Source organism: Pseudomonas sp. D1-1 (assembly GCF_051132225.1).
Classification (GTDB): Bacteria; Pseudomonadota; Gammaproteobacteria; order Pseudomonadales; family Pseudomonadaceae; genus Aquipseudomonas.
In genome coordinates, this window is the sequence record NZ_CP071676.1 from 3,988,783 (window position 1) to 4,014,928 (window position 26,146).

At 62.8% G+C, this 26,146-nt stretch carries 17 protein-coding genes; 9 read left to right on the top strand and 8 right to left on the bottom strand.

All coding sequences use genetic code 11. The features are described from left to right. Positions 1–163 precede the first annotated feature (163 nt). Positions 164–13,150: a non-ribosomal peptide synthetase gene (locus J3P86_RS17840; protein WP_434698558.1), complete on the bottom strand. Its 12,987-nt coding sequence runs from the start codon at positions 13,148–13,150 to the stop codon at positions 164–166. Positions 13,151–13,431: 281 nt separating this feature from the next. Here J3P86_RS17840 and J3P86_RS17845 point away from each other — a divergent pair, with 281 nt between their 5' ends. Beyond that, positions 13,432–13,980 carry an RNA polymerase factor sigma-70 gene (locus tag J3P86_RS17845; protein ID WP_025212663.1) on the top strand — a complete coding sequence of 183 codons (549 nt, stop codon included), beginning with the start codon at positions 13,432–13,434 and terminating at the stop codon, positions 13,978–13,980. A gap of 102 nt (positions 13,981–14,082) precedes the next feature. Here the strand turns inward: J3P86_RS17845 and J3P86_RS17850 are convergent, their stop codons facing one another. Together J3P86_RS17850 and J3P86_RS17855 are read right to left on the bottom strand one after the other, a co-directional pair. Continuing rightward, positions 14,083–15,096 (bottom strand): GNAT family N-acetyltransferase, encoded by a 1,014-nt coding sequence (locus tag J3P86_RS17850; protein ID WP_434698559.1) that lies wholly within the window; start codon positions 15,094–15,096, stop codon positions 14,083–14,085. Between the two features lie 68 nt (positions 15,097–15,164). Further along, entirely contained in the window at positions 15,165–15,941 is a 777-nt protein-coding gene (locus J3P86_RS17855) for a substrate-binding periplasmic protein (RefSeq protein WP_434698560.1), read from the bottom strand. A 321-nt stretch (positions 15,942–16,262) separates the two neighbouring features. On the opposite strand from J3P86_RS17855, the gene J3P86_RS17860 reads away from it, so the two are divergent. Together J3P86_RS17860 and J3P86_RS17865 are read left to right on the top strand one after the other, a co-directional pair. Next, positions 16,263–16,805, top strand: coding sequence for an exonuclease domain-containing protein (locus J3P86_RS17860; protein ID WP_305499825.1), 543 nt, complete (start codon positions 16,263–16,265; stop codon positions 16,803–16,805). Between the two features lie 87 nt (positions 16,806–16,892). Next, a complete protein-coding gene (locus J3P86_RS17865) occupies positions 16,893–17,177 on the top strand; it encodes a pyrimidine/purine nucleoside phosphorylase (protein ID WP_434698561.1) in 285 nt (94 codons plus the stop codon). Positions 17,178–17,277: 100 nt separating this feature from the next. Here J3P86_RS17865 and J3P86_RS17870 read toward each other — a convergent pair whose 3' ends face one another. After that, complete coding sequence (locus J3P86_RS17870) at positions 17,278–18,087, bottom strand: MOSC domain-containing protein (RefSeq protein WP_434698562.1); 810 nt, start codon at positions 18,085–18,087, stop codon at positions 17,278–17,280. Positions 18,088–18,159: 72 nt separating this feature from the next. Beyond that, positions 18,160–19,083 carry a chemotaxis protein CheV gene (locus J3P86_RS17875; RefSeq protein WP_214999118.1) on the bottom strand — a complete coding sequence of 308 codons (924 nt, stop codon included), beginning with the start codon at positions 19,081–19,083 and terminating at the stop codon, positions 18,160–18,162. Positions 19,084–19,544: 461 nt separating this feature from the next. On the opposite strand from J3P86_RS17875, the gene J3P86_RS17880 reads away from it, so the two are divergent. From J3P86_RS17880 to J3P86_RS17890, 3 genes are all read left to right on the top strand, one after another. Then, entirely contained in the window at positions 19,545–20,015 is a 471-nt protein-coding gene (locus J3P86_RS17880; RefSeq protein WP_305499818.1) for a hypothetical protein, read from the top strand. A 233-nt stretch (positions 20,016–20,248) separates the two neighbouring features. Next, positions 20,249–21,142 (top strand): sensor histidine kinase, encoded by an 894-nt coding sequence (locus J3P86_RS17885; protein ID WP_434574144.1) that lies wholly within the window; start codon positions 20,249–20,251, stop codon positions 21,140–21,142. After that, positions 21,139–21,798, top strand: coding sequence for a response regulator (locus J3P86_RS17890; protein ID WP_305499816.1), 660 nt, complete (start codon positions 21,139–21,141; stop codon positions 21,796–21,798). The genes J3P86_RS17885 and J3P86_RS17890 overlap by 4 nt, the downstream gene beginning before the upstream one ends. Here J3P86_RS17890 and yegS read toward each other — a convergent pair. Then, the gene (yegS, locus tag J3P86_RS17895; protein ID WP_434697247.1) at positions 21,782–22,699 is read right to left on the bottom strand and encodes a lipid kinase YegS; all 918 of its coding nucleotides are present in this window, start codon (positions 22,697–22,699) and stop codon (positions 21,782–21,784) included. The two genes, J3P86_RS17890 and yegS, sit on opposite strands and share 17 nt — an antisense overlap. 338 nt (positions 22,700–23,037) lie before the next feature. On the opposite strand from yegS, the gene J3P86_RS17900 reads away from it, so the two are divergent. Beyond that, entirely contained in the window at positions 23,038–23,346 is a 309-nt protein-coding gene (locus J3P86_RS17900; RefSeq protein WP_305499812.1) for a hypothetical protein, read from the top strand. Between the two features lie 50 nt (positions 23,347–23,396). Here J3P86_RS17900 and J3P86_RS17905 read toward each other — a convergent pair whose 3' ends face one another. Beyond that, the gene (locus tag J3P86_RS17905) at positions 23,397–24,584 is read right to left on the bottom strand and encodes a molybdopterin molybdotransferase MoeA (protein WP_434700654.1); all 1,188 of its coding nucleotides are present in this window, start codon (positions 24,582–24,584) and stop codon (positions 23,397–23,399) included. Positions 24,585–24,606: 22 nt separating this feature from the next. Next, entirely contained in the window at positions 24,607–25,146 is a 540-nt protein-coding gene (gene moaB / locus J3P86_RS17910; protein WP_434572850.1) for a molybdenum cofactor biosynthesis protein B, read from the bottom strand. A gap of 78 nt (positions 25,147–25,224) precedes the next feature. Between moaB and mobA the strand changes: the two genes are divergently transcribed. Beyond that, positions 25,225–25,827 (top strand): molybdenum cofactor guanylyltransferase MobA, encoded by a 603-nt coding sequence (gene mobA / locus J3P86_RS17915; protein ID WP_434698563.1) that lies wholly within the window; start codon positions 25,225–25,227, stop codon positions 25,825–25,827. Positions 25,828–25,902: 75 nt separating this feature from the next. After that, on the top strand, positions 25,903–26,124 hold the full coding sequence (locus tag J3P86_RS17920) for a YgdI/YgdR family lipoprotein (protein WP_025212647.1): 222 nt from the start codon (positions 25,903–25,905) through the stop codon (positions 26,122–26,124). Positions 26,125–26,146: the final 22 nt, after the last annotated feature.

The window sequence follows — 26,146 nt, forward strand, 5'->3', positions numbered from 1 at the left end:
ACCTTCAGGAGACTGGGCCGCGATGAGCGGGTCGTCAACTTCGGGTTTTGCACTGTTTATGCAGACGCCTTCGCGAGCAGGCTCGCTCCCACATGGATCATGTCCACCAATCCACTGTGGGAGCGAGCCTGCTCGCGAAAGGGTCCTTATAGACGCCGCAAAACTACATTCCTTCCAATTCCGCCATCAAATCATTCAGTCGATCGACTTTCTCCTCGGTGATTTCACTGGCTTCCAGCCCTGCGATATATTCGGCCAGTTCCTGCACCGTGCTGCACTCGAACATGGCCCTGAGCGGCACGTTGCGCTGCAGGGTTTTTTGCACGCGCGAGGCGATCTGTGTGGCCAGCAATGAGTGTCCGCCCAGCTCGAAGAAGTTGTCGCGTACGCCCACCCGCTCGACCTTCAGCACCTCGGCCCAGATTTCCGCCAGGGTCTGTTCCAGCTCGTTGGCCGGGGCCTGGTAATCCTGGCTTTGCAACTGGCCGATCTCCAGGGCCGGCAAGGCCTTGCGATCGAGCTTGCCGTTGGCGTTCAGGGGCAGGCGGTCGAGCCACAGCCAGTGCAGCGGCACCATGTATTCCGGCAATTCGCTGCGCAGGCGCTGCTTGATGCGATCCAGGCGCTCGGTCGGGCTCAGCGTCGCGTCGGCGGCGACCAGATAACCCACCAGATGTCTGCCATTGGCGCCTTCCTGCACGCCCACTGCCGCATCGCGTACTTCGGGCTGTTCATGCAGCCGCGCTTCGATTTCCCCCAGTTCGATGCGATAGCCGCGAATCTTCACCTGGTGGTCGATCCGCCCGACATATTCCAACACCCCATCGCTGCGGCGGCGCGCCAGGTCACCGGTGCGGTACAGCCGGTCGCCCGGCGCCCCGAACGGATCGGGCATGAACACCGGCGCCGTGCGCAGCGGATCGCCGACATAACCGCGCCCGACCCCGGTGCCGGCGACGCACAACTCGCCCACCGCGCCCAGCGGCACCAGCTCCAGCGCACCGTCGAGCAGGTACAGGCGGTTATTGTCGGTCGGCGTGCCGATGGGCAGGTAGCTGCCGCGCGTCGAAGCCAGGTCGACCCGGAAGAACGCCACGTCATCGGAACATTCGGCCGGACCGTAGGCATTCACCAGGCCGATGTCCGGATAACGCAACAACCATTGATGGGCCAGTTCCGGCGGCATTGCCTCGCCGGTCGGAAGCATCCAGCGCAGGCCTTCCAAGCCGATGCGTTCCTCGGCGAGCATGCCCTGGATCAACGATGGCACGCTCTCCAGCACGCTGATGCCCTGGCGTTTTACGTGCTCCAGCAGCCCTTGCGGATCGTGGGCGATGGCATTGGGCACGATGTCCACCCGAGCACCGAACAGCGGCGCGGCAAGGAACTGCCACACGGAAATGTCGAAGCTCTGCGACGCCGTCTGGGCGATCACATCCGTCTCGTCCAGCGCCAGGTATGGCACCTTGCTGAGCTGGTTATTGAGCATGCCCCGCTGTTGCACCATGACGCCTTTGGGCAAGCCGGTGGAACCGGAGGTGTAGATCACGTAGGCCAGGTTGTCCGGCCCGCTGTAGAGGCGCGGATTGTCCCGCGACACATCGCTGGCCTGAACGGTTTCCCAGACCAGCAGCTTTGGCCGGCCGGCGCAGGCGAACTCTTCCAGCAAGGCCAGCGCCTGTTCATGACAGGCCTGGGTGCAGACCAGCAACGGCGTGCGGCTCAGTTCGATGATACGGCTCAGGCGCTGGCTCGGCAGGCCCGGATCAAGCGGCAGGTAACCGCCGCCGGCCTTGAAGCTGCCGATGATCATGCCCAACAGGTCGAGATCGCGTTCGGCCAGCAGCGCCACCGGATGATCGAGCCCGACGCCAGCGGCGACCAACGCGTGGCCGAGGCGATTGCTGCGCTCGTTCAGCTCGGTGTAAGTGCAGCGGTCCTCCAGGCAACTGGCGGCGATGCGTTGCGGATGGGCCGCCACCTGGGCCTCGAACAGCTCGACATAACTGCGCTCCAGCGGATAGGCGCGCTCGCTCTGGTTGCAGCCTTCGATCAGGAAGTCCTGTTCCGCGCTGCCAATCAGCGGCAGCTCGGCCACGTCACCGTGGAAACCTTCCATCAAGGCCAGCAGCAATCGCTTGAACTCGCCCAGCAGGCCCTGGACGGTGGACTCATCGAAATAGCGCTGGTCGTAAGACAGGTGCAGCCCCAGGTCATCGCCCGGATAGCAGACCGCCGTCAGCGGGAAGTTGGTGTGGGTGCGGCCCGAGTCCGAGGTGGCATTGAGACTCTGGGCACGATCCAGCACCGAGACTTCCACCGGTGCGTTCTCGAACACGAAGAGGCTGTCGAACAGCGGTTGGCCCTTGGGCAGTTCGCTGACTTCCTGGATGCTCACCAGCGGCAGGTATTCGTATTCGCGCAACTGCATGTTGCTGTCGAGCAAGCCGTTGAGCCACTGACGCACGCTGCAACGCTGGTCATCGCCCGGGATCTGCACCCGCAGGGCGACGCTGTTGATGAACAAGCCCACGGTGTGTTGCATCTGCGGCAATTCCACCGGGCGCCCGGCCACGGTGACGCCGAAGAGTACGTCCCGATCGCCGCTGACCCGGCGCAGCACCAGGGCCCACGCGGCCTGGGCGAACGTATTGACGGTCAATTGATGGGCCTGGGCCAGTTCTCGCAGTCGCGCGCCGTCCCGAGCGTCGAGCCGGGTGTAGCAGTCACCGACGACCATGCCGCCACTGTCACCGGCGTGTTCGCGCAGGAACGGGCGATCGGCGGGGATCGGCGTGGTCCGCTCGAAGCCTTCCAGGTTCTGCTTCCACCATTGCCGGGCTTCAGCCAGGCCCTGGCGTTGCAACCAGCCGATGTAATCGCGATAGCGCGGCGGCACGGCCAGCCGGGGCTCGCGATGTTCACCGAGGGCGGTGTAGATCTCGAAAAAATCATCCATCAGCAGTGAACGGCACCATGCATCGATCAGGATGTGGTGGTTGCTCATCATGAACCAGTAGCGCGCCGCGCCGACCCGGATCAATCGCAGGTGAAACGGTGCCTCGTTGAGCAGATCGAAACCGGCCTCGCGCTCGCGCTTGAGCAGCGCCTGGAGCTTGGGCTCCTGATCGTTCTCAGGCACGTGCAGCCAGTCGAGGTATTCCACCGGCGTGCGCCCGGGCTTGTGGATGATCTGCAGCATGTCTTCGCCGACGTTCCAGCAGAACGAAGCGCGCAAGGCTTCGTGGCGGGCAATCACCGCCTGCCAGGCCTGGGCGAAACGCTGCGGGTCCAGCTCGCTGTTGATGCGGTAGCGGTCCTGCATGTAGTACAGGCCCGTGCCCGGCTCGAGCAGGGTGTGCAGCAACATGCCTTCCTGCATCGGCGTCAGCGGGTAGACATCCTCGATCTGCCCGGCCGGCACCGGCAGGTTGTCCAACTGTGCCTGGGTCAGTTTTGCCAGCGGGAAATCCGACGGCGTCAGGCCGCCCGCCTCGTCCGCCAGGCAATGTTCGATCAGCCGCTGCAACTCGTCGAGATAGGCCTCGGCCAGCGCGACGATGCTTTCACGGTCATGCCGCTCGGCGCTGAAGGTCCAGCGCAACAGCAGTTCGCCGCCGCTGACCTGGCCGTCGACACTCAACTCGTTCGGCAGTGGCGCGTCAGGGTCATGAATGGCGCCAAGTGGCGTATCCAGCGGTTGGAACAACGCGTCCTGGCCGAGCGTATGGTCAAGCTGACCGAGGTAATTAAAAGTGATCGCCGCTTGCGGCAAACCGGCCATCGCCTGGCGTGTGCCGGCGTCCGCCAGATAACGCAGCACGCCGTAGCCGAGGCCCTTGTGGGGCACCGCGCGCAGTTGCTCCTTGATGGCTTTGATCGACGCGCCGACATCATCGGCCGCCGGGCTCAGGCGCAGCGGATAGACACTGGTGAACCAGCCCACGGTGCGCGTCAGGTCGACGTCATCAAACAGCGCCTCGCGGCCATGGCCTTCGAGCTGGATCAGCGCCGATTGCTGATTGCCTTGGCGGCACAGCACGCGGGCGAGCGCCGTGAGCAGCAGGTCGTTGACCTGGGTGCGATAGGCGCTCGGTGCCTGCTGCAACAGTTGCCGGGTACGCTCGGCGTCCAGGCGCACGCTGACGCTTGCGGCGTGTCGCTCCTGCCGCCCGCCGCCAGGGTTCGCGCAAGGCAGCGTAACGTCCGGCCCGCTCAGTTGGTCGCGCCACCAGTTCAATTCCTCGCGCAGGGATTCGCTGCCGGCGTAGGCCTGCAACCGCGCAGCCCAGTCACGCAACGGGCTGGTCTTGGCCGGTAACCGCAGCGGCTGCCCGCCGGCAGATTGGCGGTAAGCCGTCTGCAGATCGTCCATCAACACCCGCCATGAAACTCCGTCCACCACCAGGTGATGGATGGCGATCAGCAGGCGCTGCCGACCGTCCGGCAAGTCCGCCAGCACGGCGCGCAGCAACGGCCCGCTCGACAGCTGGAAGCCAAGCTGCGCCTGGGCAAACAGCGCTTCGCAGGCTTGTGTGGACTGCACCGAAAGATGCTGCAGCAACGCCCCATCGAACAAGGGCTGGTGCTCGGCGCGCCAATGCCCAGTGGTATTGGCGAAGCCAAGGCGCAAGGCATCATGCTGCTGGAAAACAGCCTGCAGCGCCTGCTCCAGAAGCTGTGGTTCGAGCAGCGTGGTCGGCTCCAGTAGCAGCGCCTGGTTCCAGTGGTGACGGTTGGGTATCTCGCTGGCAAAGAACCAATGCTGGATCGGCGTAAGCCCCGACTCACCGCTCAACAGCCCCTGCTCGACACTCACCTGCTCGCTGCGGGTGGCGATGGCGGCCAAGGCCTGCACGGTCTGGTGCTGAAACAGGTCTCGCGGCGTGAAGTGGATGCCCTGCTGCCGGGCACGGCTGACGACCTGGATCGACAGGATCGAATCGCCGCCCAACTCGAAGAAGTTGTCGTTGAGGCCAACCTGTTTGACGTTCAGCACGTCGCACCAGATCGCTGCCAGCGCTTGCTCCAGGGCATTGCTCGGCGCCACGTATTGCTGGCGATTGAGCTCCGGATCGGGCATCGGCAAGGCGCGGCGATCGAGTTTGCCGTTGGCGGTCAGCGGCATGCTCGCCAGCAGGATCAGGTGAGCGGGCACCATGTACTCCGGCAGTTGCGTCTTGAGGTGCTGCTTCAGCGCTTCGCGCAGGGCCACTTGTGCCATGGCGTCCTGCTCGGCGATGTCGCTGGCAAGATAAGCGGCCAACTGCTTGCCGCCCGGCATGTCGAGGGCCAGGACCACCGCTTCGCGCACGGCGTCGTGCTCCAGCAGGCGGTTTTCGATTTCCCCGAGTTCGATGCGGAAACCGCGAATCTTCACTTGATGATCGATTCGTCCCAGGTACTCCACTTGGCCGTCGGCACGCTGGCACACCAGGTCGCCGGTGCGGTACAGCCGACCGCCATCGGCGGCAAACGGATCGGCGACGAAGCGCTCGGCGGTCATGCCCGGACGCTGGTGATAACCCTGGGCCAGGCCGGCGCCACCAACGTACAGCTCACCCGTCGCGCCTGGCGGCACCAACGCCAGGTCCGCGTCGAGAATGTAGGCCCGCCGGGCGCCGATCACGCTGCCGATCGGTACGCTGCCCGCGCCCTCCTCCAGTTGTTCCGGCGCCAGGCTCGCCAGCGGCATCACCACCGTCTCGGTCGGACCATAAGCGTTGAAAAACAGACTCGGGCTGAACGCGGCGCGGATGCGCTGCAGGTGTTCGCCGGTCAAGGCTTCGCCACCGGTGATGCACATGCGCACCGGCAACGTTTGCCCCTGGGTCGCCAGCCATTGCGCCAACTGGCTGCCATAACTCGGGGTAAAGCCAAGAATATTGATGCGGTGCTGACGGATCAGCCCGCAAATCTCCTGAGCATCCCACTGGCCCTGGGCGCGCAGCACCACGTGAGCGCCGCTGAGCAAAGGCACCAGCAGGCGTTCGGTGGCCGCGTCGAAATTGATCGAATAGAAATGCAGCTCGCAGTCGTCCGGGCGCATGCCGAAACGGCGGATCACCGCCTGGCAATGCATGGCGATTTCACCGTGGGACACGACCACGCCCTTGGGCTTGCCGGTGGAGCCGGAGGTGTAGATCAGGTACGCCTGGTGCTGCGGCAGATTGATCAGCGATGGCGACTGGTCCGGGTACTGCGCCAACGCCTCGCTGTCGTCCTCCAGGCACCAGCGCTGCACGCCCGGCGGCAATGGGCCGAGGGCCTGGAACATGGTCCGGTCGCTGAGCAGCAGACCGACGCCACTGTCTTCGATCATGTAGTGCAAACGGTCCAGCGGGTATTCCGGATCCAGCGGCACGTAGGCGCCACCGGCCTTGAGGATCGCCAGCAGGCCGATGACCATTTCCAGCGAGCGCTCCAGCGCCAGGCCCACCCGCACCTGCGGCCCGACGCCCCGCTCGCGCAGCATCCAGGCCAGGCGATTGGCGCGGCGTTCGAGTTCGGCATAGCTCAGGGTCTGCCCAGCGAACGTCAGCGCGGCTGCGTCGGGACGCGCCCGGGCCTGTTCTTCGAACAGCACCTGGAGGCATTGATCGAGGCGATGCTCACCGGGCTCGACGCCCAGGCTGTCGAGCATTTGCTGCTGCTCGCCGACGCCAAGCAACGGCAATTCGCTCAGCCGCCGAGCCGGATCGACCAGCAACGCCTCCAACAGGTTGCGCCAATGACCGGCCATGCGGGCGATGCGCGGCTCATCGAACAGATCGGTGCTGTAGGTCAGGCAGCAACCCAGGCGCTGGTCGAGGTCGGTGACTTCCAGGTTGAGGTCGAACTTGGTGGCGCGGGCGTCGTTGACCAAGTAATCGACGCTCATGCCGGCCAACGTGCGGCTCTGTTGGAATTCCCAGCGCTGGACGTTGCACATCACCTGGAACAGCGGGTTGTATGCGGCACTGCGCGGTGGCTGCAGGGCTTCGACCAGATGATCGAAGGGCAAGTCCTGGTGGGACTGGCCTTCGATCACGGTGTGGCGCACCTGCTCGAACAGTTCGCCCACCGACATTTGCCCGTCGAGCTGGCAACGCAGCACCTGGGTGTTGAGGAACGCGCCGATCAGCCCTTCGCTTTCCGGGCGGATGCGGTTGGCCACCGGCGCGCCGATGCGCAGGTCGGTCTGGCCGCTGTAGCGATAGAGCAGCACGGCCAGGGCGGCGGTCATGGTCATGAACAGGGTCAGGCCACGTTCGGCATTGAAGGCGCGGACCCGCGCGGCCAACTCATCGCTGAGGTCGAAACGGAACAGTTCGCCACGATGACTTTGCACCGGCGGACGCGGGCGATCGGCGGGCAGCTCCAGCAAGGGATGTTCGCGGCCCAGTTGGGCGGTCCAGTAGTCCAGCTGACGCTGGCGCTCGCCGGATTCCAGCCATTGGCGCTGCCAGACGCTGTAGTCGAGGTATTGCACCGGCAACGGCTCCAGCGGCGACTCGCGATCATCGACGAAGGCTTCATACAGCGCGCTCAGCTCACGGGCGAAAATATCCATCGCCCACCCTTCGGTGACGATGTGGTGCAAGGTCAGCACAAAGTAATGCTCATGCTCGGCGGTCTTGACCAGGCAGGCCCGCAGCAGCGGCCCGGCTTCCAGGTCGAAGGGTTCGTGGGCCTCGCTGTCGGCCAGTTGCCGGACCCGTTGCTGGCGCATGTCGGCGTCCAGCATCGAGAAATCCTTCCAGCCCATGCGCAGGCCCGTCTCGCCGTGTACCTGTTGGCGAGGCACGCCATCAATGCTCGGGAACGTTGTGCGCAGGGTTTCGTGGCGCAGGATCAGGGCCTGCAACGCCGCTTCAAAGCGTCCGACATCCAGCACCCCGCGCAACCGCGCCATGCCGCCGACGTTGTAGGCTGGGCTATCCGGCTCCATTTGCCAGAGGAACCACATACGCTGTTGGGAATAGGACAGCGGCACCGGTTGGCTGCGGTCGACTTTCTCGATCGGCGGCTGGCGGTTGGTCTGGCCGCTGGCCTGGATCAACCGCACCTGCTCAGCGAAGGCGCCCAGCTCACTGGCTTCGAACAACGCGCGCAGCGGTAGCTCGACATCGCAGGCCTGGCGGGTGCGGGAAATGATCTGGGTCGCCAGCAACGAATGGCCGCCCAAGGCGAAAAAGTCATCGCGCAAGCCAACGCGCTCCAGACCCAGCACGTCGCGCCAGATGCCGGCGACCCGCTGTTCAAGGGCGCTGACCGGCTCGACGTGCTCGCGCACTTGCCACTGCGGCTCGGGCAAGGCGCGACGGTCGAGCTTGCCGCTCGGACTCAGGGGCATGACGTCCAGGCGCAGCAATTGCGCAGGCACCATGTAGTCGGGCAATTCACCGACGAGGGCGTTTTTCAGGCGAGCAGCCTGGACGGTTTCATCTTCATCGACATCGACCGCGGTGTAGTAGCCGATCAATTGCGCACCGGCCGCGGTGTCACGCACCAGCACCGCCGCCTGGGCGACGCCCTGCTGGGCGAGCAGTCGCGCTTCGATTTCCTGCGGCTCGACCCGGAAACCACGCAGCTTGACCTGCTGGTCGAGGCGGCCGAGGTATTCGATGACGCCGTCAGCGCCCCAGCGCGCCCGGTCGCCGGTGCGGTACAGCCGCGCGCCGGCCGAACCCAGCGGGTCGGCGACAAACCGCTCGGCCGTCAGCCCCGGTCGCCCCAGGTAACCCCGGGCCAGGCCGAGGCCACCGATGCACAATTCACCCGGCACACCGACCGGCACCGGATTGAGGTCACTGTCGAGGATGCGGCAGAGCACATTGGCCAGCGGACGACCGATCGGCGAGCGCTCGCCATCGGCCTCGCTGCAGTGCCAGTGCGTGACGTTGATAGCGGTTTCGGTCGGGCCGTAGCGGTTGTGCAGCTGCACCGCCGGCAGTTGCGCCAGCACCCGGTTGCGCAACTCGGCCGGCAACGCTTCGCCGCCGGAAAAGATCCGCCGCAAGCTCGTGCAGCGGGCGCTCAACGGCTCCTCGAGGAACAGGCTGAGCAGCGGCGGTACAAAATGCAGCGTGGTCACGCCAAACCGCTCGACCAACTGCGCGATGCGGTGCGGGTCGCGGTGCTCGCCGGGGCCGGCCAGTACCAGTTGGCAGCCGTTGATCAGCGGCCAGAAGCACTCCCACACTGACACGTCGAAACTGATCGGCGCCTTTTGCATGAGCACGTCGGTTTCATTCAGCCCATAGGCGGCCTGCATCCATTGCAGGCGCTCGGCCAGGGCGGCATGGGTGTTGCCGACGCCCTTCGGCTGACCGGTCGAACCGGAGGTGTAGATCACGTACGCCAGATGCTCGCCATGCAAATGCAGCCCCGGCGGGTTGCTCGGCCACTGTTCCAGGTGCAGGGCGTCCATGGCGATGACGCTGACGCCTGCGCAGGCCGGCAAGCGGTCCAGCAAGGCGGTTTGGGTGAGCAGCAGATCGACGCCGCTGTCACCCAACATGTAGGCCAGGCGCTCGGCCGGATAATCGACATCCAGCGGCACATAGGCGCCCCCCGCCTTGATGATCGCCAACACGCCGATCAGCAACTGCGGCGAACGCTCGGCGGCAATCGCCACGCAGACGTCCGGGCCGACGCCTTTGTCCCGCAGGTAATGGGCCAGGCGATTGGCCTGGGTGTGCAGCTCGGCATAGTCCAGCGCACCACCGTCCCACTGCAACGCGGTACGTTGCGGGGTGCGGCGGGCCTGTTCGTTGAGCAGTTCCGGCAGCCACTGGCTGGCCGGCTCGCAAGGCGCCGAGCCCCATGGCAGTTGTTGCGCGGATTCAGCGTCGCTCAACAGCTGCACGTCGCCGATCGCCTGTTGCGGGTTGCTGCAAACCGACCGAAGCAGGCTGCAAAAGTGTTCGGCCAAGCGGGCGATAGTCGTCGCCTCGAACAGCTCGTCAGCGTAATCGAACGACAGCGTCAGCCGTCCGTTGCGGTCCTCTTCGCTATGCAACTGCAAGTCGAACTTGGCTTCGCGGCTGTGCCACGGCAACTCATCGGCCAACAGCCCCGGCAGGCGCCGCAACGCGCCGAGGTCGCGCTGCTGATGGTTGAACATGACCTGGAACAGACCTTGGTCCCGCGCCTGTGGGTACGCTTCCAGCAGTTGTTCGAAAGGCAGGTCCTGATGCGCCTGGGCGCCCAGCGTGGCTTCCCGGGCCTGGGCCAGCAGCGCGGCGAATGGCTGGCGCGAATCGGTTTGCGCGCGCAGCACCTGGGTGTTGATGAAGAAGCCGATCAGGCCCTGGGTTTCCCGGCGCGGACGATTGGCGTTGGGCACGCCGATGCGGATGTCGGACTGGCCGGTGTAGCGCTGCAGCAGCGCCTGGAATGCCGCCAGCAAGAACATGAACGGCGTGGCGTCATGGGCCTGGGCCGTCCGGCGCAGGGCATCGCCGAGGACCTTGTCCAGGCGCAGGCTGTGGCGCGCGGCGCTGCGCTGATGCAGGGCGCTGCGCGGATGATCGGTGCTCAGCGCCAGGGTCGGATGCTCATCGCCCAGTTGCTGTTTCCAATAGGCCAGTTGGCGCTCGGCTTCACCTTGCCCGAGCCATTGGCGCTGCCAACTGCCGTAGTCGGCGTAGTGCAGCGGCAACGGCGCCAACTCGGCGACCTGTCCCTGGGACGCCGCGGCATAGAGCCGTGAGAACTCCTCGATCAGGACGTTCATCGACCAGCCATCGGCGATGATGTGGTGCATCGTCACCAACAGTTGGTGGTCGTCCTGATCCAGGCGCAACAAGGTGACCCACAGCAGCGGACCCTTTTCCAGATCGAACTGCGTGGCGGCTTCGTCTTCGCGGATCTGCCGCGCCCGCGCTTCGCGCTGGTCAGCGGGCATGTCGCAAAGATCGATCACCTGAAGATTGAACTCGCCGGCCGGATCGATTTGCTGCAAGGCCACCCCATCGCGTTCCAGGAACCGCGTGCGCAGGGACTCATGGCGCTCGATCAATTGCTGGAAGCTGGCGCGCAAGGCGTTTTCGTCCAGCTCGCCGCGCAGGCGGATGGCGCCGGGAATGTTGTAGGCACGGCTTGCCGGGTCCAGCTGCCAGGTCAGCCACAAGCGGTTTTGCGCCAACGATTGCGGCAGCGGCTCGTGGCGTGGCAACCGGCTGATGGCGCCCTGGGCCTGGCCGCCGTCCTCCTGCAGGTTCGCCACCGCCGCGGCAAAAGCGCCGAGCGTTGGGGCTTCGAAGAGCAGGCGCAGGTTGAGCTCCAGGCCGAGGGTTTCGCTCAGCCGCGCAATGACTTGGGTGGCGGCGATGGAATTGCCCCCCAGCAGGAAGAAATGATCGGCGCCCTGGACCTGGTCGACCTGTAACTGCTCGCACCAGATCTGGCCAATCAGCGTTTGCAGCTTCGATGAAGCGCCCGCCTCATGGGTTTGCTCCACCTCGACCGAGGGAAACAGCGCATAGCTGTCGAGGCTGCCGTCAGCCAGTCGTGCCCGGCAGGCCGAACGCTGCAGCTTGCCGCTCGAAGTCTTCGGCAAGGCCCCTGGGTTGAGCAGCACCACCACGCTCGGGGCTTGCTGGCAGGCATCGGCCACGGCCTGGCGAATCGCTTTGATCAAGGCCTCGGCCGGGAGGATTTTCTGCACGCTGCGGCTGATTTCCGCGGCAATCCCGATCCCCTCTTCGCCGCCGTTGTCGACCGCGAATGCAGCGACCCGCCCCTTGCGCACCACCTCGACTTCGCGCTCTACGGCTTGCTCGATGTCCTGTGGATAAAGGTTATGCCCGCGCACGATGAGCAAATCCTTCAGGCGCCCCGTGATGAACAGCTCGCCTTCGCGCACAAAGCCAAGGTCGCCGGTGCGCAGCCAGGTGCGGCCGGCATGCTGGACGAATGTCCTGGCGCTGGCCTCGGGGTTGCGCCAGTAACCGTGGGCGATGCTCGGCCCGGCGGCCCAGACTTCGCCGACCTGATTGTCGGCCAGCGGCTGTAGCGTGGCGGGCTCGACGATCAGTACCGCGTGGTCCGGCTGGCTCACGCCGCAACTCATCACTGCGTTGCCCTGCCCCGGCTCGGCGCGGTTTTGCGCCAATGCCGCGTCATCCATTCGCATCGCGGGGATCCCTAGGCCACGCGGCGTGCCGGCGACGAACAGGGTGGCTTCGGCCAAGCCATAGGAAGCCATGAAACTGTCCGGCGTGAAGCCGCACGAGGCAAACTTTTCGGCGAAGCGCTCCAGGCTGTCGAGGCGAATCGGTTCGGAGCCGGAATAGGCCACGCGCCAATGGCTCAAGTCGAGGCGCTCCAGGGCCGACTCGCTGACCCGCTCGCTGCACAGCCGGTAGGCGAAATCCGGGCCGCCGCTGATGGTGCCCCCGTACTCGCTGATCGCTTCCAGCCAACGCAACGGTCGGGCGAGGAAATACGCCGGCGACATCAGTACGCACGGCACTCCGCTGAAGATCGGTTGCAGCAAACCGCCGATCAGGCCCATGTCGTGATACAGCGGCAGCCAGCTGACAATGACGTCGTCGGGATTCACGTCAATCCCGAAGCCATGCCGGATCAGCGCTTCGTTGGCCACCAGGTTGCCGTGGCTCACCTGCACCCCCTTGGGCAACGCAGTGGAGCCGGAGGTGTATTGCAGGAAGGCGATGTCGTCGTCTTGCAGGTTCGGCGCCCGCCATTGGCCGGCGTGGGCCGGATCGAGGATATCGACACAGAGTACCGGCGGTGCCGATTCGATGGCCTGCAGCGTGTCGCGCACTTCACTGCTGGTGAGCAACAGCCGCGGCTGGGCGTCGGCGATGATCGACAGCAGACGCTCCTGATGGTGGCGGCGGGTGGACTCGGGTGGGTAGGCCGGAACGGCGATCACGCCGGCGTACAGGCAACCGAAAAACGCCGCGACGTAATCCGGGCCGCTCGGGAATAGCAGTACGGCGCGATCTCCCAGTTCCGCCTCGGCCTGCAAAGCGGCGGCGATGGTCCGGGCGCGCAAGTCCAGGTCGCGATAACTCAACACGACGCCCTGCTGCGGGGTGTCGGCAAGAAAGCGCAAGGCCACCCGGTCCGGCGTCAACGCGGCGCGGCGCTGGAGGGCATGGGCCAGGGTGCTGGGGAGTTCGAACGCGTCGGTCATGTGGGGTTCCTGCCTGGATTCGGCTTGCAAGTGGTCACCCTTGGGAACGGATTACACCGGCAAATAATTAGTCGCAGGCCTTGCCTCCGCGCATCCGGATGATCATCGGCCGGCGCCACGCCGCGGCAACGGGTCGCAGTTTCCAGGCTGGACTTCCGCCCATCAATAATTCTTCTTCTCAATTGACAACGATTATCATTAAGCCTAATTTGGCGCTCGACATGTAGGACGGATCCGATGCACGGGTCGTCCCGCTAACTATTTGCAGTAAGGTGAATTCCATGACGGAACAAGTATCCACAAGCAGGTGCGACTCACCGCTACTCCAGGCCTTCGTCGACAACCGGATGATCCTGGTCAAGATCGCAGCGCGTATCACCGGTTGCCGCTCCCGCGCGGAAGACGTGGTCCAGGATGCGTTTTTCCGGTTGCAATCGGCGCCCCAGATCACCTCGTCCTTCAAGGCTCAACTCAGCTACCTGTTCCAGATCGTGCGCAATCTGGCGATCGACCACTACCGCAAACAGGCGTTGGAACAGAAATATTCGGGGCCGGAAGAAGAAGGGTTGAACGTGGTGATCCAGGGTGCTTCGCCAGAAACGTCGCATATCAACTTTTCCACCCTCGAGCACATTGCCGACGCGCTGACCGAGCTGCCCAGCCGAACCCGTTACGCCTTCGAGATGTACCGGCTGCACGGCGTACCGCAGAAAGACATCGCCAAGGAACTGGGCGTCTCGCCGACACTGGTGAACTTCATGATCCGCGACGCCCTGGTGCATTGCCGCAAGGTGTCAGGGGTGCGTGGGGATACGTTCGCCCGGCGGTGAAATCCGCATTGGGTTGCTGTCCTCATCGCGAGCAAGCTCGCTCCCACAGGGTTCACGACCAACCTGTGGGAGCGAGCTTGCTCGCGATGGGGCCTTGAAGCCCTACACCAACGAACACCGGTCAAAAAACCGCTCGCGCCCCAGGATCATCAGTGCCGCGCGCTTGTGCGGGAAATCGAATTCCTTTTCACAGTGAAAACACTGGTTATGCAGATGCCTGATCATCCGGGCATTGTCGGCCCGAGGCTCGGCCACCACGCGCTGGGTACGCGGATCGTCGAGAAACAGGTAATGCACCAGCGCCGATAGCCAGCTTGCGACCTTGTGCGGACCTCGATGCTGCTCTTCGCCCACCAGCATGTGGATGCCGCGGTCATAGGCGTGAGCGTCATAAAACGGTGCGATTCGATCCTCCTTGGCCCAATAGGCTTCGAAGTAGGCGAATGGCTGCTCATCGAAACAACCGATCAAGGTCAAGACCCGAGGGTCATGCTCAAGCCTGGTCAAGTACTCGCGGTGCTGTTCCAGGCTGCCCTCCTCCTGCCAGAAGCTCGCCACCCTGGGGCTGTTCTGCCAGCGGTTGAATCGCGTCAGGTCCTGCTCGATTTCAAGCGTGCGCAAAGACACCCAGGCCCCCAGCCGCGCGTCGAAACGGCGATACACCTCGCCACGCGGCTTGATCGGGCGACGCGGATGGCGCTTGCCGTCGGTGACGATCATCTGTTGCGGATAACTGCCGCTGAACGACTCTCCCAGCCAGGGCTGCGGCAGTTGCCAGAACAGCGTGCGTTCGCAGATGTATTCGTCGCTGAGTTCCCCGCCCGTCAGCAAACCACTGAGCAGGGCCTCACCGGGACGCTCATTGAGGTGCCAGACCAGGCGCTGACATTCGGGATCCCTGGCAAACAGCCAATAGCAGGCCGCCCAGAGTGCCGGGCCGACCGGCCGGTCGTTGCTTTCCTGCAAATGCACGTGCAACTGGGGACCGCGCTCCAGGCGCAGGCGGATCAGCGGCGCGCCTTCGAGCATCAGGCAGAGGTGGCGTTCGGTTTCATCGGCACCCAGGCTGCGCCCGCCGGGCAAGGGCAACAGGGTCGGCTGATTGAGGTTGGACATGGGAGCTCACGTTTTCGTCGGTGGTCAACGTGTGACGTGAGCCAGGCAGATAAATTTAAGGTCCGCTTTCAATGGGCGTGGGTCGGCACCAGCTCGATCCGGTAGGGCTGGAAGATTTCCAGCAACTGGCCGTCGTCCCGCAACTTCTGCAATATCTGGGCGAACGCTTGGGGAGAAATGGGCGCCTGGGGCCGAATCAGTGCGTAATGGTGGTAAATCTGGTCGATGCGTTCGGATACCAGCAACTGCGAGGCCACTTGCGGATTGCGCAACACGTAATCGCTGAGGTAGGAACGGGTCACCAGGGCAATGTCCGCGCGGGTGCGTAGTACCATCTGCAGGTTGCTGTCGTGGGAATAGGTCAACGTGGCGTTGTATTGGCCGATGAGGAACTTGGGATCGGCGTTGAATTCGGCAAACGCATAGTGATAACCGCTGAACAGGGCCAGGCGCTTGCCCCTGAGATCGGCGAAATAGCTCTGCTGGCGATCCGGCTGGCGTTGGGCGACGAATATCTCCGCATCCTCCAGGCCCATGTCTACCGGAGTATGGGGCACATCCTGCCAACCCCAGTCGGGGTTCTCGAAAATCGCCATGTCGACCCGGCCCTGCTTGAAATCGTTGAACCGGCGCGGAATCGAAGTGGGTACCAGCACGAATTCATAATCGGCCTGTGACCGGTTCAAGGCTTCCACCAATTGCGGTAACAGACCGGTGTCGGCGCCGTTTTCGGGACGAACGGTATAGGGCGGGAAATGCGCCGCGCCGATCCGGACCACTTGTGCAGCTTCAGCTGACACGGTCAAGAACATGGCCAGGACGGCCAGCAAGGTACGTGAGGTCATCCCCATCGGCGAACACGTCAAGATAACCACTCCCCAAAGTCCCCATCACTCTTCACGCTAGGCGGTTTCAGCCGCTTAGCCAGCCGCACGGTCAATTTAAAACAGCGGCTCGATCATTGTTCTTCTTTCATCCGGTCGCGCGGGGCAATTTAAGCTGGCCAAGGCAACCAAGCAAGCGCTCGGACAGCGAACAGCCATCTTCCATGCAGGACAACCTCCATCAGGCCGGTCTGGTCGCTCGGGCGTCATCAGGGACTAGGCGGATGCTTCGGGTTTGACTACGCTCAAACCCATCTGCACGCCGATACCGGGAACCTTGCAATGCCTTACTGGCTGGTGATTGATCTGGAAGCCACCACCGACGAAGGTGGCTGGCCGGTTACCGAAATGGAAATCATCGAAATCGGCGCCACCCTGGTGAATCGGGATGGGCGCGAGGTGGATCATTTCCAGCGCTTTGTACGGCCGCTGAGGCGCCCGTTGCTGACCTCTTTCTGTCGCACGCTGACGCATATCAGCCAGGCCAATATTGACGGCGCCGCACCGCTGACCGAGGTCTGGCCGGCATTCGAACACTGGCTGGCGCCTTATCGAGCGAACCTCGAAGGCTGGGTCAGTTGGGGCGACTACGACCGCAAGCAATTGCTTCAGGAATGGCAAGGCCAGCACTTGCACAGCGCGCTCGGCCAGGTACCGCACATGAATCTCAAGCAGCGCTTTGCCAAGGCCCGTCGGCTGGAGCGACCGCTGGGGCTCAATGCGGCGTTGCAACTGGCCGGCCTGCAGTTCTGCGGCCAACAACACCGTGCATTGGAGGACGCCCGCAATACGGCGCGATTGTTGCCGCTGGTGCTGACCGGCTGAGCGCCCTGCCAGGCGCGACAGATGACGACTGTTGTGGCCTTGTGCATACTGGCCGGCCTTTTTCAGCCCTTTCTCGAGGAATCGCCCATGTTCAAAGTCAACGAGTACTTCGACGGCACCGTCAAGTCGATCGCCTTCGGCACCTCCGAAGGTCCAGCGACCATCGGCGTCATGGCACCGGGCGAATATGAGTTCGGCACCGCGCAGCGGGAAATCATGCATGTTGTTTCCGGCGCCCTGACCGTGAAACTGCCCGACAGCACCGATTGGGAAACCTTCGCCGCCGGTAGCCAGTTCAACGTCCCGGCCAACAGCAAGTTCCAGCTCAAGGTAGCCGTCGACACGGCTTACCTCTGCGAATATCGCGGCTGAGCCGTGGCGAGGGAGCTTGCTCCCTCGCCACAAAAGCGCCTGCGTGATAAATAAAAATGCCCGTGTCCAGCGACACGGGCATTTTTTATTCAGGGATCTTCTATTCCAGCACCTCGACCGGCATGCCGACCTCAAGTCGGCCATTGCCATCGTTGACCAGATTCTGGCCGAACATCGCACCATCCGGGGTAGAACGGTACTGCTGCAACGTGGCGAAAGGCTCGCGCTGCGGATCGCGTTCGCCGGTTTGCGGATCGACCGTGGTCATGATGCAGCGTGAACACGGCTTGACCACCCGAAACTCCACCTCGCCGATACGAATACGCTTCCAGCCGTCTTCGGCGAACGCCTCGCTGCCCTCGACCACCAGGTTGGGACGAAAGCGCAGCATTTCCAGCGAGCGGCCGACCCTGCCCGATAAATCCTCCAACGAGGCCTGGCCGATCAACAACAAGGGAAAACCGTCGGCGAAGGCCACCTTGTCATCATCCTTGCCGTAGCCGGCTGCCGTGGTGCGAGCCAATTCCACCGGCACATGGACCAGCCGGGTGCGATTGCCGATGAATTCACTGACCCAGGCTGCCGTCGCGTCACCGGCATCCGGCACACGCAGAGTATCGCGCCAGATGATCACGCCACGCCGTTGTTCTTCGAGAGAAGACGGCAGCGGCACCTCGATGGCGCCGTAGCCCGGCGCGCTGAGTGTCAGTCCGCCCGCCGCGTTCCACAACGCCGAAAGCTGGCTCATCTTTGCCACGGCCCGCTGGGTCAGGAAGCGCCCGGTGGCCTCATCCACCAGCATCCAGCGTCGATCACCGTCGAGCCCGAGCTTGTCCAGGCCGATGCCCTGCAGCGGCTGCCCCTTGCCGGACTTCAACGGATACCGATACAGCGCGCTCAGCCGCAACATGATCAACTTTCCCTGATGACGAAAAAGCGCAACCTTATACGAGCGAGCCGGTGAAGCAAACCTCGATCAGCCTCAGCCGAGCATCAACCGCTGGCGCACCACGTCGACCAGCTTGTCCGGCTGGAATTTGGAAAGGAAGTTGTCACAGCCAACCTTCTTGACCATCGAATCGTTGAAGCTGCCGGACAGCGAGGTGTGCAGCACCACGTAGAGCCCACGCAGGCGTGGATCGTTGCGGATTTCCGTGGTCAGGCGGTAGCCGTCCATCTCGGGCATTTCCGCGTCGGTGAAAATCATCAGCAACTTGTCGGTCATCACTTCGCCGGTGTCGGCCCAGGCCTTGAGCATGTTCAGTGCCTTCAAGCCGTCGCTGGCGATGTGCATCTTCACGCCCAACTGGCCCAGGGTGTCACGCAACTGCGAGAGCGCGACATTGGAATCGTCCACCAGCAGGACTTCTCGACCGCGGGCTCGTTCCAGCACCGGATCCTCGAGCTTGTCCCGTGAGACCTTGGCGTTGTAGGGGACGATTTCGGCGAGGACTTTCTCCACGTCGATGATTTCCACCAACTGGTCGTCGACCTTGCTGATAGCCGTCAGGTAATGCTCGCGACCGGCACTGGTCGGAGGCGGCAGGATGGCTTCCCAGTTCATGTTGACGATGCGGTCCACGCCCCCTACCAGGAACGCCTGTACCGAACGGTTGTACTCGGTGACGATGATGGTGCTGTTAGGTCCGGGCACGAGCGGACGCATGCCGATGGCCTGGGAAAGATCGATCACCGGAAGGGTCTGGCCACGCAGATTGACCACGCCACAGACGAACGGGTGGCGCTGGGGCATCAAGGTCAGCTTCGGCAGTTGCAGCACTTCCTGGACCTTGAATACGTTGATGGCGAACAATTGGCGCCCCGCCAGGCGAAACATGAGAATTTCCAGGCGATTCTCACCCACCAATTGGGTTCGTTGATCTACTGTGTCGAGAATGCCGGCCATCGATGACTCCTGGGCTTGTTCGGATGAATCTATAAAGACGCTATCGGCGGTATGCGCCGGATCTTGACCCCGACATTAAATACCGCCGCGGGCATTGATGTCACATAGACATCATGCTTTACTGGCCTTCCGTTTTACATCCGTTTTTTCCGCTGCGCGACTTCCGTTGATGCAGTAAGTTCCCCTGCCTAAGGGATTCCCCTAGGCACAATCAGGTCTAACCTGATATTCCCGATATCCAATAGCCATTAATGTGACGCCATTCTCATTGCTGAACGGAGTCAGGCTTTTGTGCGCGACTGCAGAACAACGGATTTCCAGCCTCCCAACCGATTTCAGTGCAATCGTTTGCGAGGCCGAGTTTGCGATCCGCAAGGCACCTTCGTTCGTACCGGCCATGAGATCCAGCCGTTCGCCACACGCGATCTACTTTCGCCTGACATGATGTTGTGGAGATAAGCATGCCGAACGATCGCAACAATTGGAGCCAGCGCCTTCCCGAGTTCCTGATTGAAGCCGAGACACTCTTGGCCAAGTCGGAGGAATGCCTGAGCCATCTGGAGCTGATCAACAACGACAAGGATGCCATCGACTGCATGCTCAGCACGTTGCTGAAGCTGGCAAACAAGGCCGACGCTCTCGCATTGGAGGCCGTTTCGGAGTTTTCGCTGCATATCCATGGCTTGCTCAGTCATGCGCAACACCACATGGAGCTGCATGACCAGGCACTGGTCGCGCTGAAAGATTGCTTTACCCTGATGGCCTGGCAATTGGAGCTCGTCGACCACACCACCGGCAAACTGAGTCTGGACAACACTGAACAGACTTCCCTGATCGAAGCATTTGCCTTCCAGGTTGGCCAGAGTCCCTGCGAGGCGTTGCCGACGCCGCGCCCGATGGCGTTGGTTCCTTACGCACAAAAACAAGCGTGAGCTGGTAGCAGCCGACCAACATCATGTGCCTGGCCCGTCGTGCCTTGCCGCCGCCAAGCCGGGCGCGACCAACGAAATCCGAAGTGGTACTATGTCTCGCGTCAGTCGCCTCGGACAGCGGCGCAAGAAGCCGCCAACCGAAGCCGTCCCCGACCTGAAACATTTACCCGACCCGGCCCGTCAGATGCGCTGACTGGCCTGCCCGCAGCGAACATTCATTGGCTCCATCCGTTATGCACGCCAGCTTCAAGTCAATCATCACCTGGCCACCGTCCCGAGAAAACGCCCGCCGGTTCACATTGCTGCTGTGTATCTGCTCGACCCTCGGTTGCCTGCTGGCCTACTTGTTGGCCCATCCGCTGCCGTTGGGCTTGCTGGTGCTCAATGGCGCGGCGCTGGCCTGTGTCTGGATCCACTATCGACTGTCGCGCAAGTCCATCAAGTTCCAGCCGCAGGAACTGGCCGACCGACTGCTGGAGGTCCAGGAAAACGAGCGTCACCGGCTCAGCCGCGAACTGCACGATGACATTGGCCAACTGCTGACCGCGGCAAAACTGCAAAGTGAATGGCTCAAGCGCCGCCTGCCGGAAGACTTGCAGGGCCAATGCAGCGTACTGAGCGACACGCTGGACGAAACCCTGAACAAAGTGCGTGATGTCTCGGCGATCCTCAATCCCAGGCAACTGACCAGCCTTGGGCTCGAAGCCAGTCTCCGCGCTCATCTACTCAAGACATTGGCCAATACGCCGGTGAAATGGAGCCTCGATTGCCAGCAGCGCATGACCGGCATCCCGGACGAAATGACCGTCGCCGCCTTTCGGATCACCCAGGAGGCCGTCACCAACATGTTGCGCCACGCCCAGGCGAGCAATCTGCTGGTGCGCCTGCAACGCCTTCCTGAAGGGCTGACGTTGCTGATCAGCGATGACGGCCAGGGATTCGTCCCGGCCAGCCACCCCGGCCGCGAAGGACAGCGCGGCATGGCCGGCATGTCGGAGCGAGTCGAACAGTTGGGCGGCACCCTCAAGGTCACCAGCGAGGCCGGCAAAGGCACGCATATCGAAGCTCGTATTCCCTGGGCACCGCGTGCCCTTGAGCGGGCCAGCAAGAATAAGGTTCTCCATTGACTTGTAATTTGCTTCTGGTAGATGACCACTCGCTGATCCGGGCCGGTGTACGCGCCCTGGTCCTGGATCTCCCTGGCTACGCCGTCGTCGGCGAAGCCAGTGACGGCGCGCAATTGCCGGAACTGGTAGAACGCCTCAACCCCGATATCGTGCTGCTGGATATTTCCATGAAGGATACCGGCGGCCTGGAAGCCTTGCAGCAACTCAGGAAGGTACGCCCCCAGAGCAAGGTGCTGATCCTGTCCATGCACACTGACCCCGCGCTGATCATGCAGGCGCTGGAATCAGGAGCCCATGGCTACCTGCTCAAGGACACCACTGCCACCGAGCTGGCGCACGCCCTGGACGCGTTGCGCAACAACGAACGCTACCTGAGCCCGGCCATTGCCCATACCGTGATCAACCAGGCGCTGACCCGCGTTCAGAAACATCAGCCCGATCCAGCCCAGAACCACAACCTGACGGCGCGCCAGCTGGAGATCCTGCGGCTGATCGTTCGTGGCAAGTCCACCCGGGAAATCGCCAACGGCCTGAGCCTGAGCATCAAGACCGTGGAAACGCACCGGGCCCAGATCATGAAGCGCCTGCAGATCCATGACGTGGCCGGACTGGTACTGTTTGCGGTCCGCGAACAGATCATCAGCCTGGATGATTGAGCAGCGCCGCACCCTCCAGCAATGGCGAATCCGACGGCAGGTGCACCCGTAGCGCTTTCGGGCGCACGGTGAAACGCAGATCGTCGACCTGCAACGGCTCGCCATCCAGATTGATGTCCAGGCCCTGCGCCACCTTGATTTCCACCCAGGGCAAACGCGCTCGTACGAACATGTTGTCTATGCCCAGGCCACCGGCCAGCAGATCCTTGAGCGTACTGACAACCTCTTGAGGCGCCGGGAGGATGCTGATATCGAGCAAACCGTCGTCGGCGAACGCCTGCGGACAGAGCAAATGCCCCCCACCCGCCTGCCGACCATTGCCGATGCCCAGCGCCAGCAAGTCGCCGCGCCAGTGAAAATCGGGGCCCTGCAGTTCGCCATAGGCTGCGCTCAACTCACTGAAACGCGACAGGCCGGTAAACAGATAAGCGGCGCCCCCAAGGACTTTCTTCAAGTCCTCGGAGGTATTGGCGGTCACCTGGCTACCGAAGCCGCCCGTCGCCATGTTCAGGAAAATACAGCCGCCGACCTCGCCCACATCAATCGCCCTGGGCGTGACATCCAGCAGATCCAGGGCCTGGTCCGGCTCCAACGGGACGCCGGCCGCCCGGGCAAAATCGTTAGCAGTGCCCAGGGGGAGCAACACCAGGCTGGCATCGCCAGGCCGCTGGACCATCGCCTCGGCGATATCGCGCAGGGTTCCGTCACCGCCGCCGGCGATCAATCGGGTGTAACCGGCATCCAGTGCTTCGTCGACGCATCGCCGGGCATCCCCTGCTTCCCAGGTCAACCGTACCGCCAGGTCCCAGCCCTGTTTGCGCTTGAGCATCACTGCCGCGCGAACCTCTTCGTTGAGCGCTTGCTTGCCGTGCAGGATCAGTAGCGCCTTGCCTTTGCTCATCGTTGTCTCCGTCATTGGAAGGTTCAGGAAATGGGACCGCTCATTCAGCCGAAAAAGCCCGGCGCTGCTCAATTTATACAAAATAAGACCCAGCACCTCGAAGGAGGCGGCGGACTGCCTCTTCTCGGCAACCCTTCATTCAAGGACTTTTCCTACAAGATCTGGCGAATCAGCTCAATTGACCCTCCAGCCGTATTGGAACACCTTGGCATTCTGTTGCGCTGAATCGAAAAAACACCCAATAGGCAAGGATGAATAACCCATGGATGGATACATCAAGGCCCGCAGGGCCAGGACCAATCATTTGAAGGCTCATGGACACCGCGGAGGAACGCCTCATGCCCGGCCATGAATTCAAATTGTCCCCCCGGCAATTTGGCCCGCTCAGGAGCGAGCGGGCCGATAAGCAGAACGAAGGCAAAAGTTGCATTAATCCCGTAGGAGGAATTGATTTGGAACCGCGCGTCGTTGAACTGGAAACTCACCTCAAATACATCCGCAGGGACATGGATGAAATCCGTACCGATGTGAAAGCGGTCCGACACCGGCTCGCCTATCTGGCCGGCGCAGCCGCAGTGGTGGTCGGCCTGCTGGGCTGGGTGGCGAACAGCCGCTTCGATCAGGTGGTGACGTTGCTGTCGCGATAAAGGCCGGCATAAGGCACGGTTACTCACTCGGGCGGACAACGTTGCCAGGATTAATCCAGCACTTCGCTCAAGGGAATGAAGCTCACTTCATCACCCTGGACCAGTGTTCGCCCTTCGAGGACTTCGACCAGCCCCTCGGCCCAGGCGGCGCTGCGCAGGACACCTGAGCTCTGGTTGCGGTAGATGATCGCCTGACCGTTTTCAATGCGACCTCGCAAATACTCTCGGCGAGAGCCCGCCTTCGGCCAGGTGAAGCCTGCAGGTATCTTGAACTTGAGGGGCGCCACTGACTGAACGCCCTGGCGCCGCAGCAGGTAAGGCCGAGCCAACAGCGCAAAGGTCACCAGCGTAGAAGCGGGATTTCCCGGCAGGCCTATTACCGGCAGGCCACGGAAGTGCCCGAACGTCAGCGGCTTTCCAGGCTTGATAGCGAGCTTCCAGAGCGTCAACTCGCCTTCTTCGCGCAATGCAACGCCGAGAAAATCCGCCTCCCCCACCGATACGCCGCCGGTGGAAAGGATCAGGTCGACATCCGACAGCCCGGCCAGACAGCGACGCGTAGCGGGCAAATCATCGGGCAGGATACCTGCGTCGACAACATCGCAACCCAGGCGCTGCAACCAGCTACAGAGCAGGACACGATTGCTGTTATAGATCTGGCCTGGACCCAGGTTCTGACCAGGCTCCACCAGTTCATCACCGGTCGACAGCACCGCAACGCGTACTTTGCGCACCACTGGCAGCGATGCGCACCCCAGGGATGCCGCTAGACCCAACTCGATCGGACCCAGGCGGGTGCCGGCGTCGAGGACTCGCTCCCCGATGGTTGTTTCCTGTCCTTGAGGTCGAATGTTCTGTCCGCTGACCATGGGCTGGGTGAATCTTACCCGCTGATCATCGTCGACAATGGCGTTTTCCTGCATTTCGACGCAATCGGCACCCGGCGGGACCGGCGCACCCGTGAAGATACGCGCGCAGGTACCGGCGGCGAGAGCGTCTGGAGCCTGCCCGGCGAAAACCCGCTGACTGACGACCAACGCCTCGCCGCTCCAGTCATTCAGGCGCAAGGCGTAGCCGTCCATCGCACTGTTGGGCCAGGGCGGCAGGTCAAGTGTCGAGACCAGGTCCTCGGCCAATACTCGCCCCTGCGCCTCAGCCAGCGGCACGCGCTCATGCTGAGTGATGGGCGTGGCTGCCGCCATCTCGAGCAACCGCTCCAGCGCGACCTCGACGGCCATCAGGGCGCCGGCCTTGCCCGGTTTACCCACGGGATTCACAAGGGGCAGCCTGTTTCAGATGGGCGACGAAATTACAGGGCCGATGGCGCGCGTCCAGTTGTTCGGCCAGGATCCCGTCCCATCCGGTACGCACCGCATTGGTCGAACCCGGCAAGCAACAGACCAACGTACCGTTGGCCAGGCCGGCCAGCGCCCGGGACTGAACGGTAGAAGTGCCAATGTCCGCCACGGATATCTGCCGGAACAATTCACCAAAACCATCGACCTGCTTGTCCAACAGGCACGTAACGGCCTCGGGCGTGCTGTCGCGACCGGTGAAGCCGGTGCCACCGGTGATCAACACCACTTGCACCACGTCGTCGGCGATCCAGGTGGCGACTTGTGCGCGGATCTTGTACAGATCATCTTTAAGCAGTACCCGGGCCGCAAGGTTATGCCCAGCCTCCGTGAGGCGGTCGACAAAAACCTGTCCCGACGTGTCGGTTTCCAGAGTACGGGTATCACTGACAGTCAGCACCGCGATATTGAGCGGTACGAAAGGTACATCAGCCTTGGCTTTCATAGGCTCGTCCAGTTGTAGGGGAAACAGCCCGGTGTTATATCACAGCGCCCCATTTTTTCGCCTGTGCGGAGACACATCATGACCTCGAACGATCCCTTGCCAGCCTGCTCGATCCTGCTCCTGGCGGGTGGCCGCGGACAACGCATGGGAGGCCAGGACAAAGGCCTGCTGGAATGGCAAGGCGAACCGTTGATTGCCCACCTTCATCGGCGGACCCGGGCCCTGAGCGACGATCTGATCATCTCTTGCAACCGCAACCCGCAGCGCTACGCATTGTATGCCGATCAGTTGGTGCATGACGCCGAAGGGGATTTTCCCGGGCCATTGGCAGGCATCCGGGCGGGTCTCAAGGTGGCGCGACACGCGTATTTGCTGGTACTGCCTTGTGATGTCCCGCAAATCGACTCAAGCCTGCTCGACAGCATGCGCGAAACGGCAAGCCGCCATCCCGGCAAGCCGTTGATGGTGCGTCAGGGTGAGCATTGGGAGCCGTTGTTATGCATCATCCCACGGGTCCTGGCAGCAGACTTTGAAAGGGCCTGGGACGAAGGCGAACGCAGTCCCGGCCGCATCATGCGCACACTACACGCCGTCGCCTTGCAATGCCCGGCCAACGATGCCCGGCTGGCCAATCTCAATACGCCGGAACTGCTGGCCCGGCATACAGGCGTGTCAGATTGACACTAGCCAGGAACTAACACGCGATGTATACGTCTTACGGTCAGTAACTTGAAGAATCCATTTCGGAGAAACACCATGACTCAACGGACCCTCGCCACTTTCATGCTCGCGCTGGGCCTCGCCACTCTCGCCGGGTGTGCATCGCCAACAGTGATTACCCTGAATGACGGTCGCGAAATCCAGGCCGTCGACACGCCAAAATACGACGAAGACAGCGGCTTCTACGAATTCGAGCAACTGGACGGCAAGCAGACTCGCGTGAACAAGGACCAGGTTCGTACCGTTAAAGACCTGTGATCTTCAGCGTTACAGCCAGATA

Excerpts from the sequence above, each read along its gene's own strand:
- J3P86_RS17900 (WP_305499812.1), top strand. The coding sequence starts at position 23,038 with ATGCCCGGCCATGAATTCAAATTGTCCCCCCGGCAATTTGGCCCGCTC.
- J3P86_RS17865 (WP_434698561.1), top strand. The coding sequence starts at position 16,893 with ATGTTCAAAGTCAACGAGTACTTCGACGGCACCGTCAAGTCGATCGCC.
- J3P86_RS17840 (WP_434698558.1), bottom strand. The coding sequence starts at position 13,150 with ATGACCGACGCGTTCGAACTCCCCAGCACCCTGGCCCATGCCCTCCAG.
- J3P86_RS17845 (WP_025212663.1), top strand. The coding sequence starts at position 13,432 with ATGACGGAACAAGTATCCACAAGCAGGTGCGACTCACCGCTACTCCAG.
- moaB (WP_434572850.1), bottom strand. The coding sequence starts at position 25,146 with ATGAAAGCCAAGGCTGATGTACCTTTCGTACCGCTCAATATCGCGGTG.
- J3P86_RS17920 (WP_025212647.1), top strand. The coding sequence starts at position 25,903 with ATGACTCAACGGACCCTCGCCACTTTCATGCTCGCGCTGGGCCTCGCC.
- mobA (WP_434698563.1), top strand. The coding sequence starts at position 25,225 with ATGACCTCGAACGATCCCTTGCCAGCCTGCTCGATCCTGCTCCTGGCG.
- J3P86_RS17880 (WP_305499818.1), top strand. The coding sequence starts at position 19,545 with ATGCCGAACGATCGCAACAATTGGAGCCAGCGCCTTCCCGAGTTCCTG.
- J3P86_RS17860 (WP_305499825.1), top strand. The coding sequence starts at position 16,263 with ATGCCTTACTGGCTGGTGATTGATCTGGAAGCCACCACCGACGAAGGT.
- yegS (WP_434697247.1), bottom strand. The coding sequence starts at position 22,699 with ATGAGCAAAGGCAAGGCGCTACTGATCCTGCACGGCAAGCAAGCGCTC.
- J3P86_RS17905 (WP_434700654.1), bottom strand. The coding sequence starts at position 24,584 with ATGGCCGTCGAGGTCGCGCTGGAGCGGTTGCTCGAGATGGCGGCAGCC.
- J3P86_RS17870 (WP_434698562.1), bottom strand. The coding sequence starts at position 18,087 with ATGTTGCGGCTGAGCGCGCTGTATCGGTATCCGTTGAAGTCCGGCAAG.
- J3P86_RS17850 (WP_434698559.1), bottom strand. The coding sequence starts at position 15,096 with ATGTCCAACCTCAATCAGCCGACCCTGTTGCCCTTGCCCGGCGGGCGC.
- J3P86_RS17855 (WP_434698560.1), bottom strand. The coding sequence starts at position 15,941 with ATGACCTCACGTACCTTGCTGGCCGTCCTGGCCATGTTCTTGACCGTG.
- J3P86_RS17875 (WP_214999118.1), bottom strand. The coding sequence starts at position 19,083 with ATGGCCGGCATTCTCGACACAGTAGATCAACGAACCCAATTGGTGGGT.
- J3P86_RS17885 (WP_434574144.1), top strand. The coding sequence starts at position 20,249 with ATGCACGCCAGCTTCAAGTCAATCATCACCTGGCCACCGTCCCGAGAA.